A 15,490-nucleotide genomic window follows, 5' to 3' on the forward strand; every position below is an offset into this window, starting at 1 on the left:
GACTCACAGCCGTCAGGTAGTAATTGGTCAGCGGAGGCGGGCGAGGCGAGAGACTTCGGAGACGAACCATTCGACGGCGTAGACGGGGTCTCGTCCCCCGCCCTTGACGGCGGCGTCGGCTTCGGCCGCGGCGATGAGCGACTGGCCGAGTGCCACCTCATTCCACCGACGGACTTCGCGGCGGGCACGGTCGACCTGCCACGGCGCCATCTTCAGCTCGGATGCCAGCTCGCCGCTGGTGCCGGAGAATCCCTGCACCTTCGCCATGCCGCGCAGCTTCATCGCCACTGCCGCCACGAGCGGGACCGGATCGGAGCCGGTCGACAGCGCATGTCGGAGCAGACTGAGCGCGTTCTTCGCGTCTCCGGCCACTGCCGCATCGGCGACCTTGAAGCCGGTGGCCTCGACGCGGCCGCCGTAGTACTGGTCGACGACCTCGGCGGTGATGGTGCCTTCGGTGTCTTCGATGAGCTGGTCGACTCCGGCATTGAGTTCGGCGAGGTCGGAGCCCAGCGCCGACATGAGAGCGGCCATGCCGGCTTCGTCGATGCGCCGCTTCGCGGTCTTGAACCGGGTCTGCGCGAACTTCGCCCGATCGCTTTCGTTCTTCAGCACTGCCGCGTCGATGCGGGGGAAGCCGGCGGAGTCGAGCTTCTTGATCAGCTTCGCTCCCCGATTGCCGCCGGCGTGCAGCAGCACCACTACTGCGTCGTCGTTCGGTGCGTCCAGATAAGCCAGGGCGTCGCCCAAGAAGTCCTCCGAGCACTTCTCGACGGCATCGACGATGATGAGCTTCGAGGAGGAGAACAGGGACGGGGAGGCCGCCATCGCCAGCTCACCGGCTTGGTATCCGGCAGCGTCGAGTTCGATCTCTTCGGGATCCTGCTTCCGCGCGGCCGACACGATGCGGTCCTTGGCCATGCGGACGAGCACCGATTCGCCACCGGAGATCATGACGACGGGGGCGGGTTTCGCCGAACTCCACGGGATCAGGGTCTTCTTCGCTGCCATGGACCCCAGCCTATCGTGGCTGACCGACACGACAGTCACCACCAGTGCGTTCCCGGCCTGAGCGGCGCACGAACCCGACCGGCGCACGATCCCGGCCCGACCAGCGTACGATCTCGGCCCGACCGGTCCTCGATGAGAGCCGCTGGGCGACGGGAGTCTCAGCCCTTGCTCTCGGGACAGCTCTGTCCTGTGCTGTATCGGCTCTGCGCGTAGAGCGCGACCGAACCGCAGCGATCGGTGCGCAGCACGGGAATGGGGCCGAAGGACCGCACCGACTTCGTGCTCGGATGCCCGTAGCTGTTCTCCCCGACCGAGATGACGCCGAGATCGGGAGCCGCGGCGGCGAAGAATTCGGGCGCCAGGTCGGAGGAGCCGTGGTGCGGTGCGACGAGCACATCGACCGGCCGCACCTGCTGGGCCAGCAGATACTGCTCCTCGGCCCCGACATCGCCGGGCAGCAGAGTGCTCAGCCCAGCCTGTTCGACCCGCACCACCAGGGAGTCTTCGTTGCGCAGCTCTTCGTCCTCCGCCGACATGACCGAACGCAGCGGCGGCCACAGCACCTCCACGGTGGCCGTATCGAAGCTCAGCGTCTGGCCGCGGTGGGTGGGGACCACCTCGGCGCCGGTGTCGGTGATCATGCGCTTCGCCTCCGGCGAGCCCGCGACATTCACGGAGACGAACAGCCGGTCGACCTTCCGCCCCCACGTCGTGCCCGCGTATCCGGCGAAGTGGTCGGCATCGAAGTGGGAGATGAGCAGGTCGAACTCCTCTATGCCGGATTCGTCGAGGCAGGTGTCGATGGGTTTCGGCTCGCGCCCCGTGTCGACGACGAGACCCCGACCGTCACCGAGGTTGATCACCGCCCCCGAGCCCTGACCGACATCGCAGACGAGCACCAGCCAGTCCGCCGCCGGCGGCTTCGCCCTGACCGTGACGATGACGGCGGCGGTGAGCAGGCAGCACAGGACGAGCACGGGCAGACCCCAGAGGCGGCGGCGCACGAGCATCCATGTTCCGGCCACGGCCAGTCCGAGCAGCCCGAGTGCCAGCAGTGTTCCGACCGGCGGCACCGGCCAGTCGAGGGCGGCTCCGGGCAGTGCGGCGCAGACTCGGGCCACGACGACGATCCACCACGCCGGGAAGGATCCGATCCACGCCAGCAGTGCGGAGGCGAAGTCCGCTCCGGGCAGTCCCGATGTCCCGATGCCGGTGGTCACGAGGCTGAGGAAGCCGGCCACCGTCGCCGGCATGACCGCGGGTGCGGCCAGAGCGTTGGCGGCCACCGACCACAGTCCGATGCGCGGATCGATCGCCACGAGCACCGGAGTGCACGCGAGTTGGGCGACGAAGGGCACGATGAGTGCGGTGACGAGCACCGTGGGCAGCAGCGGCAGGTGCACGGCGAGGCGTCGCAGCAGGATCGGAACGACGAACATGATCGCCGCCGTGGAGACCACGGACAGGACGAACCCCACCGAGGTGGCCAACACGGGCACGAATGCCAGAAGCAGGCTCGCCGTCGAGCACATGACCGCGACCGGGGAGATCCCGCCGCCGCGCAGGAACACGAGTGCCGCCGCGATCGCCATTCCGGCGGCTCGGATGGCACTGGGTTCGAATCCGACGATGAAGACGTAGCCGATGCAGGTGAGCACCCCGATGCTCACACGCAGTCGGGGTCCTGCTCGGCAGGCTCCGGCGAGCAGTCCGGCACCGAGGCTGACTATCGTGACGTTGCTGCCCGACACGGCCGAGACGTGGGTGAGGGAGACGACTCGCATGTCGTCGACCATCCGATCGTCCTGCGGAGAGGTGTCGCCGACGACGAGCCCGGGCAGCAGACGACCTCCATCGCTGCCGGCGGCCAGCGAGTCGTCGCGCAGTTCGGTGCGCAGGCGGTCTCGCCACTGCCACAGCCCGTCAGGTTCTTCGAGCACCTGAGGTTCTGCGTCGGTCGAGCGGATGTCGTCGAGGCGTTCCGTGGGCATCCGCACCTTCGCTCCGTCCGCGACGACGTCGGGGCTGAGGACGTGGGTGAAGCCGGTGGGTGTGAGCAGTGTCAGCCTGGTCCACTCGGATGCGCCGGGTTCGCTGCGGCCGACGACGAGCCCCGTGGTCTCGACCTGTCTGTCCGGTCCGTGAGCGGCGGCCAGAGCGGTGATCTGGATCGTCAGCAGACAGGTGAAGACGAGGACACCGACACCGAGGTGGTGATGGCGTCTCAGGGTCAGGATCCCGACGAGCCCGAGCACGGGAATGCCGAACAGCGCCCATGGTTCCGGTGACAGGAGTGCGCTGGCCCACAGGCCGGCGGCACAGCAGAGAAGACGAACGGAGCCCGGCCACAGCGCAACCCGTTCCCGCACCCACGCGAGCAGGGACTCACTCGCCCGGCGCAGCGCCCCGAGTCTGTGTCTCAGCGACTGCGCTCGCAGGGGCTGTCGCCTGCGCGGCCGCGAGTGCTGTGTCCGGCGGTCCGGGTCAGCCGACGGTGACAAGGTCTTTGAGGCTTTCGAAGGTCTTCGGTCCGATGCCTTTGACGAGCAGCAGATCTTCGACGCTTGCGAAGGGCTGCTGGGTGCGGTGGCTGATGATCGCCTCGGCGGTGACTGGACCGACTCCGGGCAGAGTCTCCAAGGCGGTGGCATCGGCGGTGTTGAGATCGACTTTTCCGGCCTGACCTGGCGGACCGCCTTCGGGCCCGGCTGAACCGTTCGCGGCACCAGCGGATGAATCGCCGGCTCCTCCTGGTCCCGGTTCCGCTCCCCCGGCCCCGTCCTGCGCCGTTCCCTCCGGTCCGGCCCCCTCCGCCCCAGCACCGTCGACACCGGCCGCCGATTCCTCTCCCTCCTTCGGGATATGGATCTGCTCACCGTCGGCGAGCACTCGCGCCAGATTCACCGATTCGCCGTCGGCCCCGGCGCTCAGCCCACCTGCGGCCTCGACTGCGTCGTGGACCCGCGCTCCTGCTTTGAGGGTGACCACGGAGGGATTCCTCACCGCCCCGGTGATATGGACGATCACCTCCCCGTTCGCATCGGCCCTCGCCCCTTTCGCCGAGGCGGCTCCCTCCTGGCCGCCGGTCGTTCCCGCACCGGGTGCGCCGGCTTCACCCGATTCGACCCCACCGGCTGTCGCGGCAGGCGACTGTCCGACCTGTGCGGGTTGTCCGGCGCCGCTGCCGTCCCCGGCCGGCGAATGCTGTGGCGCGGGTCGGAAGAGGAAGAAGGCGAGCACGAGGATTCCGACCGTGGCGATGCCGACCGCCGCCAGCACAGGCAGACGCACCCGACGGGGCTCGACGGGTTCTTCTTCACCGGCGGTGTCGGCGGTGTAGATATCGCCCGGCACCCAACCGCCGCGCTCGGCGCTGGCGTTGAGGAGGCCGGCGAAGCGATCATCCGGGGACACAGCCATGGTCCGACGCTAAGGCCCGCGACGATTGCCTGCCAGGCAGCAGAAGTCGCCTGTGGAAAGGGCCCCAGCATCCACAGGGCTGAGGCGGTCAAGTCACGTGAGCGTCCCCAGGCAGCAATGTGCGAGTCAGCAGTGTGCGAGTCAGGGTTTCGTCTGCACGGTCACGCCGACGGTGCCGGGGCCCACATGCGCGGTGATGATCGTCGACAGCGTCCTGAACGAGGTGTCGAATCCGAGGTCGCGCAGCCGTGAGCTCAGCAGTTCGGCATCGACCGTGTCCATCTCCCCTTCGGCATTCTGCACCTCGACCTCCACGGTGTCCTCGGGGTCGGCCACCTCGGCGGCGGCCTGCGCGGCGAGTGCGACGATCTTCTCCAGCGCTTTGGCCCGGGTGCGCACCCGGGCGAGCGGAACGACGATGCCGGCGTTGAGACCGAGCACGGGAACGATCTGCAGGGCCCTGCCCAGCAAGGAGGATGCGGCACCGATCCGGCCGCCTCGGCGCAGGTGTTCGAGGCTGCCGGGGGCGAACACCGAGCGGGTCTCGCCCGCGCACCAGTCGGCGATGGTGCCGGCGATCGATTCGACGTCGAGTCCCTGCCGGATCCCGGCCACAGCCACGGCCAGCGCCCCGGCCAATCCCGCCGAGGTGGTCCTCGAGTCGACGACATCGACGAGGATGTCCTCGGCTTCGGCGGCTCTGACCGCGGAATCGCGGGTCCCCGAGAGCTCCGCGGACATGGTCACGACGATGATGGCCTCGGCCCCGTCCTCGCGCAGCCGCGCATAGGCGTCGGAGAACTGCGTCGGCGTGGCCATGGAGGTGGTGACCTCGGTGCCGTCGGTCATCTTCGCGCACAGATGCCCGGCACCGACCTCACCGTCGGCGAAGGCGACTCCGCCGATGAGCACGGTCAGCGGCACCACCGCGAAGAGGCCGCCGGTGGCCTCGCTCAGCTCCTCGCGTTCGGCCGCGGACAGCTGTGCCGTGGAGTCGGTGACCAGTCCGATTCTCATGGACGGCCCAGGGCCCGATACGTCCAGCCCGCTGCCCGCCACAGTTCCGGAGTGAGCACGTTGCGGCCGTCGACGAGCACCTTCCCGCTCACGAGTCCAGCGGTCGCCGCCGGGTCGAGATCGCGGTATTCGCGCCATTCGGTCAGCAGCAGCACCGCTTCGGCCCCGGTGAGCGCCTCAGCGGTGTCGGCGACGTAGTCGAGTTCGGGGAACGACTTCTTCGCATTGCCGAGTGCCTGCGGATCGGTGACGGTCACGAGTCCGCCCTGCGTGGCGATGAGTCGGGCCACGGCAAGGGCCGGAGAATCACGGACGTCGTCGCTGTCGGGTTTGAACGCGGCGCCGAGGATGGTGATCCTCTTACCGATGAACGATCCGCCCAGAGCGTCTCGGGCGATGTCGACCATGCGCACCCGCCGACGCATGTTGATCGAGTCGATCTCTTTGAGGAACGCCACCGCCTGATCGGCGCCGAGCTCTCCGGCTCGGGCCATGAAGGCGCGGATGTCCTTGGGCAGGCAGCCGCCGCCGAACCCGAGCCCGGCGTTGAGGAATTTGCGGCCGATCCGGTCGTCCATGCCGATCGCATCGGCGAGCTGGGTGACATCGGCACCGGAGGCCTCGCAGAGTTCGGCCATGGCGTTGATGAACGAGATCTTCGTGGCCAGGAACGAGTTCGCCGCGGTCTTGACGAGCTCGGCGGTCGCGAAGTCCGTGATCATCCGCGGAGTGTCGTCGGCGAGGATCGAGGCGTAGACGTCATCGAGGGTCGCGGCAGCGGCGTGGCCGGGCTCGCCGTCGGCGACTCCGTAGACCAGCCGATTCGGGTGGAGCGTGTCCTCGACGGCATGGCCTTCGCGCAGGAACTCCGGGTTCCACATCATCGCGGCCCCGGTGTCGGCGATGGTGCCGGCCAGGCGCTCGGCGGTGCCCACGGGAACGGTCGACTTGCCCACAACCACCGACGTCTCAGTCAGGTGCGGGTGCAGCGATCTCACGGCCGCATCGACATAGGTGACATCGGCGGCGAACTCGCCGGGCTTCTGCGGAGTGCCCACGCACACGAAGTGCACGGTGGCGTCGGCGGCACGGGAGATGTCGGTGGTGAAAACGAGCTTCCCGCGCTCCTGAGCCTTCACGAGGAGTTCACTCAGTCCCGGTTCGAAGAAGGGCGGCCGGCCGGAGGTCAGGGCCTCGACCTTCTCTGTGTCGACGTCGACTCCCGTGACCTCGTGGCCCAGGGACGCCATGGCCGCCGCATGGACCGCGCCCAGATATCCGCAACCGACGACTGAAATCTTCAAACCGAGCTCTCCTGGGAATTGGCATGCGTTTTCGCACCACACTATATGCCACCCGGTTGCACGATATGTGGAGGTTGAAACAGTACGCTTGGGAATGTGAAGCGTTTCCTTGATTTCCTCACCAACTCACCGGCCGCCGTGACGTTTGCGGTGCTCACCGTGCTCGGCATCGTGGCCTTCGCCGTTCCCGGGCTGCACTCTGCGGCGTGGATCATCGGGCTTGTGCTGTGCCTCGGCGTGATCGCGGCGCTGCTGATGTTCCACGGCGAATGGCGGCGCGCTCAGCACCAGATCGACGCGCTGCGGCAGCAGCTCAGCCTCGAGCGCGGCCGGATGGACACGCCCGGACTGACTCCGGTGGAGAACACTGTCGAACTGCTTCCCGACGAGCGTCGCGCCCGCCGGATCCTCGAACTCATCCCGGACTCGTCCGGCCTCGTCCAGTCCCTGCGACTCGATGCGACTTTCGCCACCGTGGCCGTCGACGAACTCGAACCGCTCTACACCTTCTGCGCCGAGTTCAAGACGGCCAGCTTCGACAACCCGCGTTCGCACACGGCGTTCATGAACCTCTATCGGGCGGCCGAAGGCCTGTCGATCTGGGTGAAGGAGGAGACCCAGATCTCGCCCGATGACTCCGGGACCCGTGAGATCCGACCCGGCGATGCCCGCAAGGACGGTTGGCGCGGCTACACCGAGGCCCAGAGCCGCGGCGAACGCCTCAGCGACGACTTCGTCTCCTCCCGATGGGAGTTCAATCAGACAGCACTCGAACTCGGGCTGGTCTCGGGCACCCCGCCGTTCAACGACTGAGGATCAGTGCCGGATCCACCACGAATCCAACGGGGCCACAGGGGTGCGGCGTTTGTGTTCTGACCTGCGGTATTTCTCGATGAGCGCCGAGGCGGCCGCGGGCTCGATCTCCTTCCCCTCGAGGAAGTCATCGATCTGGTCGTAGGTCAGGCCCAGTGACGATTCGTCGGTCTGTCCCGGTTCGTCGTCGAGCAGATCCGCGGTGGGAGCCTTGACGATGAGATGGTCGGGAGCGCCGAGGTGGCGCAGCAGTTCCCGTCCCTGCCGTTTGTTCAGACCCGCCAGGGGGACGACGTCGGCCGCACCGTCTCCGAACTTCGTGAAGAAGCCGGTGACCGCCTCGGCGGCATGATCGGTTCCGACGACGAGGGCCCTCTTCTCCCCCGCCAGTTCGAACTGGGCGATCATCCGCATCCTGGCCTTGACGTTGCCCTTGCCGAAGTCGGTGATCGGCGTGCCCGTGGCCTTCTCGTACTCCTCGGCGGCCGCATCCGTGGCGGCGCCGATGTTGATCGCCGGCTCATGATCGGCGGCGATGAAGGACAGTGCATCCTGAGCATCGGCCTCATCGGTCTGCACATGGTGGGGCAGACGCACGGCCCAGAACTCGGCATCGGCACCGCGGCGGCGCAGATCCTCCACCGCCAGCTGGCAGAGCCTGCCGGCCAGGGTGGAATCCTGTCCGCCGCTGATGCCGAGCACCAGTCCCTTGACACCGGTGGTCAGCACATAGTCGACGAGGAACTCGACCCTCCGGGCGACCTCGGTGGCCGGGTCGATCTGTGGTCGCACGCCGAGGGCGTGTCGGATCTCGTCCTGAACTCTGTCGTTCGTCATGCTCTCACCAGTCGTAGTCGGAAAGGGGCGATGCGCCGTTGCCCGGCACCCGTACTCATGCAGTCTCCCAGATGCTGTGTTACGGCGAAGTGTCGCCCTATTCTCAAGCGTCGGGAACGATGTTGACCAGTTTCGGTGCGCGCACGATCACCTTGCGCACTCCGGCACCGCCGAGGGCCTTGACGGCGTTCGGCGACTCGAGGGCCAGCGTCTCCAGCTCTTCGGCGGAGATGTCCGGAGCGACCTCGAGGCGTGCACGCACCTTGCCCTTGACCTGAACCACACAGGTCACCGTCTCGGCGACGAGATGGTTCGGATCCGCCGCGGGGAAGGAAGCATAGGTGACAGTCGACTCGTGCCCGAGACGCGACCACAGCTCTTCGGCCAGGTGCGGGGCGAAGGGCGCGAGCATGATGGACAGCGGTTCGAGGACCTCCCGGGTCGCACCGCCCTGCTTGGTGGCATGGTTGGTGAGCACGATGAGCTTGGAGATCGCAGTGTTGAACCGCAGATGGTCCATGTCCTCGCGCACGCCGTCGATGACCTGGTGGAGGACCTTGAGCGATTCGGCGTCGGTCTCGCCGTCGGAGATCACGGACTCGCCCGTGGTCTCATCGACGAAGAGTCTCCACACGCGCTGCAGGAATCGCTGCGCGCCGACGACGGCACGGGTGTCCCACGGCCGGTCCTGCTCCAGCGGGCCCATCGACATCTCGTAGACGCGGAAGGTGTCGGCCCCGAAGGCGTCGTACATCTCGTCGGGCATGACGGAGTTCTTCAGCGATTTGCCGATCTTTCCGTACTCCCGGTTGACCTGCTCGCCGTCGAACCAGAAGGTCAGCTCACCGTTCGATTCGGTCCGCTCCTCCACCTCGGCGGCGGGGACGTAGACACCACGGGAATCCGTGTACGCATAGGCCTGGATGTAGCCCTGGTTGACCAGACGGTGGAACGGCTCGGACGAGGAGATGTGGCCGAGGTCGAAGAGGATCTTGTGCCAGAACCGGGCGTAGAGCAGGTGGAGCACAGCGTGCTCCTGGCCGCCGACATAGAGGTCGGCACCGCCGCGCGGCTTCGAGGCCCGCGGTCCCAGCCAGTACTTCTCATTGGCCGGATCGACGAGGCGTTCGTCATTGTGCGGGTCGGCGTAGCGCAGCTGGTACCACGACGATCCGGCCCAGTTGGGCATCGTGTTCGTCTCACGCTGGTAGGTCTTCGGACCGTCACCGAGGTCGAGCTCGATGCTCGTCCATTCCTGGTTTCGGCTCAGCGCCGGTTCGGGACGGCTGTCGGCATCATCGGGTGCGTAGGTCCGCGGTGCGAAGTCGTCGACTTCGGGCAGCTGGACGGGCAGCATCTCGTCGGGCAGTGCGATGGGGGTGCCGTTCTCGTCGTAGACGATCGGGAAGGGCTCGCCCCAGTAGCGCTGGCGGGAGAACAGCCAGTCGCGCAGTCGGTACTGGGTGGATTCGGTGGCCAGTCCCCTGTCGGCCAGCCATGCGGTGACTCGGGCCTTCGCCGCGTCGATGCCGAGGCCGTTGATGTCGATCTCGGCGTTGGCCGAGTTGATCATCACGCCGGTGCCGGTGAACGGTGCATCCTCGTCGTGGTCGGCCGGGGGCTGCACGGTGCGGATATAGGGCAGTCCGAAGGCCTTCGCGAAGTCCCAGTCACGGGCGTCTTCGGCGGGCACGGCCATGATCGCGCCGGTCCCGTACCCCATCAGCACGTAGTCGGCGACGAAGATCGGCACCTGGTCCCCGGTGGCCGGGTTGAGCGCATAGGAGCCGGTGAAGATGCCGGTCTTCTCCCGGCTCTGCTGCCGGTCGGCGTCGGTCTTGGCGGCTGCGACGCGCTGGTAGGCGGCGATCGCCTCGGCGGGGGTGGCTTCTCCCCCACGCCAGGACTCGGGCGTGGACTCATCCCATGCCTGCGCGGTCAGCTGGGCGACCTGCGGGTGTTCGGGGCTGAGGACGAGGTAGGTGGCGCCGAACAGGGTGTCCGGGCGGGTGGTGTAGACCTCGATGTCGGCGACGTCGTCACCGGCGAAATCGTCACCGGCGATGGGCAGTCGCAGCAGCGCGCCCTTCGACCGGCCGATCCAGTTGACCTGCATCGCGTGGATCGCATGCGGCCAGTCCAGCACGTCGAGGTCGTCGATGAGGCGGTCGGCGTAGGCGGTGATCCGCATGTTCCACTGCCGCAGACGACGTGTGAAGACCGGGAAGTTTCCGCGTTCGGACAGGCCGTCGGCGGTGACCTCTTCATTGGCCAGCACTGTGCCCAGTCCGGGGCACCAGTTGACCGGGGATTCGGAGACGTAGGCGAGGCGGAATCCCTGCAGGACATTCTCTCGCTCGGCCGGGCTCAGATCCGACCAGGCGCGACCATCGGGGGTGGGGCGGGTGCCGGAGGCGAACTGTTCGATGAGCGTCTCGATCGGACGGGCCGCGCCCTTGGCCTCACCGTCGGGGGTCGTCGCCTCCGGGTCGTACCAGGAGTTGAAGATCTGCAGGAAGATCCACTGGGTCCACTTGACGAATTCGTCGTCGGTCGTGGCGAAGCGGCGGCGCACGTCATGGGCCAGCCCCAGACGACGCAGCTGTTCGGTCATGTTCGCGATATTGGCATCGGTGGTGATGCGCGGGTGCTGACCGGTCTGCACTGCGTAGAGGTCGGCGGGCAGTCCGAAGGCGTCATAGGACAGCGCGTGCATGACGTTGAGTCCGCGCATCCGCTGGTAGCGGCCGTAGACGTCGGTGCCCAGATAGCCCAGCGGGTGGCCGACGTGCAGTCCCACTCCGGAGGGGTAGGGGAACATGTCCATGATGTACAGGGACTCGCGCTCGCTGAGGTCGGCCGGCGGGCCGTAGGGCGACGACGTGTCCTGGGAGTCAAGCTCGCCGAGGTCTCCGGTGGGGTTCGGGGTGTGGAACGTGCCCGATTCCTCCCAAGTGCGCTGCCAAGACTTCTCGATCTCTTCGGCCAGCGCCGCATCGTAGCGGAAACCGGTCTCCTCAGGGTTCGTCGTCATTACCTTCCTTCGCTGAACAGACGTGAGCGGGTTCCGACCATCGTACTCTGAACGCCCCTTGATTCGACTTGGCTAGACTGCCCACAGGGCAGCGGACGCCGGATATCTCGGCAAACGTGACCGATTTCACTGAGACCCGGCCGAACTGTAAGATAACCGAGCAGTAACTTACGTCCTCGAAGGAGACCCATGAGCTCAACGACCATGCCGCAGTCGTCAACACCCGTCGTCGGTTTCGAGGTCGATTCCACCTCGTCGACCACCGATGTCTTCCTCCGCACAGTCGCGGAGGATCCCAGCCGCCCTCTGGTCGCCAAGCCCGACGGTGACGGGTGGATCGACACGACCGGTGCCGAATTCCTCGCCGAGGTCAAAGCCGCGGCGAAGGGGCTCATCGCCTTGGGCGTGGGAGTCGGCGATCGGATCGCGATCTTCGGGCCCACCTCCTATGAATGGACGCTGAGCGACTATGCCATCTGGTATGCCGGCGGAATCTCCGTGCCGTTCTACGACACCTCCTCAGAGAGCCAGCTCACGTGGATGCTCACCGACGCCAATGTCACGCGTGGACTCGTCGCCACCGGCGACCATGCCGATCGGGTGCGGGCCGCGGCTGCGGCCGGCGGACGCGAAGAGCCGGCCCTGCGGGTCTGGGAGGACAGCGCATTCGCCGATCTCGCCGAGGCCGGCAAGGACATCAGCGACGAGGAACTCGAAGCCGCCCGCTCGCAGGTCGGATCCGAATCCGTGGCCACGATCATCTACACCTCCGGCACCACCGGAAAGCCCAAGGGCTGCGTGCTCACCCACGCGAATTTCGTCCAGACCTCCCAGGCCGCCCGCCACCAGATCCCCAGTGTTCTGGACACGAAGATGCGCTGCCTGCTGTTCCTGCCGCAGGCCCACGTCTTCGCCCGGTTCATCGAGGTCCTGGCCATCAGCAACGGCGCTCTGCTCGCCCATCAGTCGGACCTGACGAAGCTCACCGATGCCATGGGCAGCTTCCGCCCGTCGTTCATCCTCGGTGTGCCCCGCGTCTTCGAGAAGGTCTTCAATTCTGCACTGGCGACCGCCCAGGCAGGCGGCAAGGAGAAGATCTTCCGCCGCGCCGAGCAGGTCGCCGTCGCGTATTCGAAGGCTCTGGACACCGGCAAGGTTCCGACCAGCCTCAAGCTCCAGCACGCCCTGTTCGACAAGCTCGTCTATTCGAAGCTGCGTGCGGTCATGGGCGACAATGTCACTCATGCGGTCTCCGGAGGCGGTGCACTCGGCGCTCACCTCGGCCACTTCTTCCGCGGACTCGGCATCATCGTCCTCGAAGGCTACGGCCTCACCGAGACCACCGCCCCGATCACCGTCAACGTTCCGGAGAAGTCGAAGATCGGCACCGTCGGCGTGCCGCTGCCGGGTGTCTCGGTGGCGATCGCTCCCGACGGTGAGATCCTGACCAAGGGCGTGCCGGTCTTCCGCGAATACTGGAACAACCCGGAGGCCACGTCCAAGGAGTTCCACGACGGCTGGTTCGGCACCGGTGACCTCGGCTCCCTCGATGAAGACGGATACCTCACGATCAACGGCCGCAAGAAGGAGATCATCGTAACCTCCAGCGGCAAGAACATCGCCCCGGCGCCGCTCGAGGACGTGCTGCGCCGTCACCCGATCATCGGCCAGCCGGTGCTCGTCGGTGAGAACCGCAAGTTCGTCTCCGCACTGATCTTCCTCGATTCGGAGATGCTGCCGGGCTGGCTGAAGAACCATGATCTGCCGCCGATGGATCTGCGCGAGGCCGCCGACGATGATGCGATCCGGGCCGAAGTGGCCAAGGCCGTCGAGCAGATGAACAGGACCGTCTCGCGTGCCGAGGGGGTCAAGAAGTTCACGATCCTGCCGATCGAACTCACCGAGGAGAACGGCTACCTCTCAGCCAAGCAGTCGGTCAAGCGTCATCTCATCAGCAAGGACTTCGCCGCCGAAATCGACGCGCTCTACGCCGGCTGAGACACAGCCGCTGCCGACGACGATGAATCGCTGAGCAAAGCCTCGGGGCACGGCCCGGGCACGGACGTCGATTGTCCGCGCCCGGGCCGTCGCCGTCCCGCCTCGGCGGGGGTCGGCTCCCCCACCGGTACGGACGTGGCGACAGTGACGTCGGGCCGCCTCGGCGAGGGCTTGCCTCAGCGTCGTAAGCTGAGGGCAGAAGTCGTTCGAACCGAGCTCATTGGAGGCAGCGTCATGTCCGACAACACCGATCACACGCCCAGCTACGTGACCGAGGGCGCGGAATTCAACCGCGATACGAACTACATCGACGATCGGATCCTCAATGATCCGAACGCCCAGTGGCCCGTCGAACCGGGCCGGTATCGTCTCATCGCCGCCCGCGCCTGCCCGTGGGCGAACCGGACGATCATCGTCCGTCGTCTCCTCGGCCTCGAGGACGCCATCTCCCTCGGCCTGCCGGGTCCCACTCATGATGCGCGGTCGTGGACCTTCGACCTCGACCCGGGCGGGGTGGATCCGGTGCTCGGCATCGAACGGCTGCAGCAGGCTTTCTTCGCCCGGTACCCGGACTATCCGCGGGGAATCACCGTGCCGGCCGTCGTCGACGTGCCCACCGGCGTCGTCGTGACCAACGACTTCCCGCAGATCACGGAGGACTTCTCCACTCAGTGGACCGACTACCACCGTGAGGGTGCGCCGGATCTCTGGCCCGAGGAATCCCGGGAGGAGATGGAGAAGGTGATGCGGCTGATCTACACGGAGATCAACAACGGCGTCTACCGCTGCGGATTCGCCGGCTCCCAGGACGCCTACGATGCCGCGTTCGACCGCCTGTTCACCGCCCTGGACACGATCGAGGACCGGCTGAGCCGATCACGGTTCCTCATGGGTGAGACCATCACCGAGGCGGATGTCCGTCTGTTCACGACCCTCGTCCGCTTCGATCCAGTCTACTTCGGCCACTTCAAGTGCAATCGTCAGCCGCTCACGGCCTTCGAGAACCTGTGGGGATACGCCCGCGACCTCTATCAGACCCCGGGATTCGGGGACACGGTCGACTTCGAGCAGATCAAACAGCACTACTACATCGTCCACGAGGATGTGAACCCGACGCAGATCGTGCCCAAGGGCCCGGATCTCTCCGGCTGGCTCAGCGATCACGGCCGTGACCGGAAGTTCGGTGGTTCGCCCTTCGGCGACGGGACTGCTCCCGGCCCGGTCAAGCCCGGCGAGGAGGTCTCACCTGGTCATACGGCATCTGCCTGGGTGAGCTGAGACCTGGGCCAGTTGATTCCTGGGTGAGCTGAGACCTGGGCCTCAGGAATCGAACTGTCCGGGCTCGATATGGTCGTCTTCGGTCGTATCGAGCCCGGCGGCCTTCTTCCGTCGCTGTTTGCGGACCTTGAGCACGATCCACACGATGACGAAGACGACGACTGCGACGATGACGAGGTTCTGGAAGTAGCCGGCGTACGTCTCGACGACCGACCAGTTCTCACCGAGGGCGAAACCGGCGACGATGAGGATCGTGTTCCAGATCGTGCTGCCGGCCGTGGTCAGCAGCAGGAACTTGGCCAGTCGCATGTCCCGCATCCCGGCTGGGATGGAGATGAGGGACCGGAAGATCGGGATCATCCGCCCGAAGAACACGGCCTTGTCCCCGTGCCTGTCGAACCAGTCGACGGTCTTGTGCACGTCATCGACGTCGACCAGCGGCATCTTCACGGCGATGCGGGCGATGCGTTCGATGCCGATCCATTTGCCCACAGCCCACAGCAGAACCGCGCCGACGACCGAGCCGATCGTGGCGAAGACGATCGCGGCCGCGATGTTCATCTGCCCCTGGCTGGAGGTAAAGCCGGCCAAGGGGAGGACGAGTTCGCTGGGGATGGGCGGGAAGATGTTGTCGAGGAATACCATGAATCCGACGCCGATCGGGCCCAGAGTCTCCATGATCGTCACGGTCCATGCCGAGAACCCGCTGAGGCTGTCCGCCGCGCTGCCGCCGGCTGCGAGCACGTCGTCGGAGACTGCGCCTGCAGGTGCGCCGCTG

Annotated in this window: 11 protein-coding genes; 3 read left to right on the top strand and 8 right to left on the bottom strand. The window is 66.7% G+C overall.

Annotated features, from left to right (window positions below; translation table 11 throughout):
• Positions 1-27: 27 nt before the first annotated feature.
• The 5 genes from holA to FHG09_RS19470 all read right to left on the bottom strand — a co-directional run bounded on the left by holA (position 28) and on the right by FHG09_RS19470 (position 6,752).
• Entirely contained in the window at positions 28-1,011 is a 984-nt protein-coding gene (gene holA / locus FHG09_RS19450) for a DNA polymerase III subunit delta (RefSeq protein ID WP_152349297.1), read from the bottom strand.
• 158 nt (positions 1,012-1,169) lie between these two features.
• Positions 1,170-3,512, bottom strand: a complete 2,343-nt coding sequence (locus FHG09_RS19455) for a ComEC/Rec2 family competence protein (RefSeq protein WP_227492896.1) — start codon at positions 3,510-3,512, stop codon at positions 1,170-1,172.
• Complete coding sequence (locus tag FHG09_RS19460) at positions 3,496-4,431, bottom strand: ComEA family DNA-binding protein (protein ID WP_152349298.1); 936 nt, start codon at positions 4,429-4,431, stop codon at positions 3,496-3,498. The genes FHG09_RS19455 and FHG09_RS19460 overlap by 17 nt, the downstream gene beginning before the upstream one ends.
• A gap of 141 nt (positions 4,432-4,572) precedes the next feature.
• Positions 4,573-5,448 carry a DegV family protein gene (locus FHG09_RS19465; RefSeq protein WP_152349299.1) on the bottom strand — a complete coding sequence of 292 codons (876 nt, stop codon included), beginning with the start codon at positions 5,446-5,448 and terminating at the stop codon, positions 4,573-4,575.
• Complete coding sequence (locus FHG09_RS19470; protein WP_152349300.1) at positions 5,445-6,752, bottom strand: UDP-glucose dehydrogenase family protein; 1,308 nt, start codon at positions 6,750-6,752, stop codon at positions 5,445-5,447. The genes FHG09_RS19465 and FHG09_RS19470 overlap by 4 nt, the downstream gene beginning before the upstream one ends.
• Positions 6,753-6,848: 96 nt before the next feature.
• Between FHG09_RS19470 and FHG09_RS19475 the strand changes: the two genes are divergently transcribed.
• The gene (locus tag FHG09_RS19475) at positions 6,849-7,565 is read left to right on the top strand and encodes a hypothetical protein (RefSeq protein ID WP_152349301.1); all 717 of its coding nucleotides are present in this window, start codon (positions 6,849-6,851) and stop codon (positions 7,563-7,565) included.
• A gap of 3 nt (positions 7,566-7,568) precedes the next feature.
• Here FHG09_RS19475 and nadE read toward each other — a convergent pair whose 3' ends face one another.
• Positions 7,569-8,402 carry an ammonia-dependent NAD(+) synthetase gene (gene nadE / locus FHG09_RS19480; protein ID WP_152349302.1) on the bottom strand — a complete coding sequence of 278 codons (834 nt, stop codon included), beginning with the start codon at positions 8,400-8,402 and terminating at the stop codon, positions 7,569-7,571.
• Positions 8,403-8,505: 103 nt separating this feature from the next.
• Positions 8,506-11,436 (bottom strand): leucine--tRNA ligase, encoded by a 2,931-nt coding sequence (leuS, locus tag FHG09_RS19485; RefSeq protein ID WP_152349303.1) that lies wholly within the window; start codon positions 11,434-11,436, stop codon positions 8,506-8,508.
• A gap of 189 nt (positions 11,437-11,625) precedes the next feature.
• On the opposite strand from leuS, the gene FHG09_RS19490 reads away from it, so the two are divergent.
• Together FHG09_RS19490 and FHG09_RS19495 are read left to right on the top strand one after the other, a co-directional pair.
• Entirely contained in the window at positions 11,626-13,434 is a 1,809-nt protein-coding gene (locus FHG09_RS19490) for an AMP-dependent synthetase/ligase (protein WP_152349304.1), read from the top strand.
• A 234-nt stretch (positions 13,435-13,668) separates the two neighbouring features.
• The gene (locus FHG09_RS19495) at positions 13,669-14,712 is read left to right on the top strand and encodes a glutathione S-transferase family protein (protein WP_152349305.1); all 1,044 of its coding nucleotides are present in this window, start codon (positions 13,669-13,671) and stop codon (positions 14,710-14,712) included.
• Between the two features lie 42 nt (positions 14,713-14,754).
• Here FHG09_RS19495 and FHG09_RS19500 read toward each other — a convergent pair whose 3' ends face one another.
• On the bottom strand, positions 14,755-15,390 hold the full coding sequence (locus tag FHG09_RS19500; protein WP_152349316.1) for a DedA family protein: 636 nt from the start codon (positions 15,388-15,390) through the stop codon (positions 14,755-14,757).
• Positions 15,391-15,490 lie beyond the last annotated feature (100 nt).

The organism is Brevibacterium sp. CFH 10365 (assembly GCF_009299785.1).
Classification (GTDB): Bacteria; Actinomycetota; Actinomycetes; order Actinomycetales; family Brevibacteriaceae; genus Brevibacterium; species Brevibacterium limosum.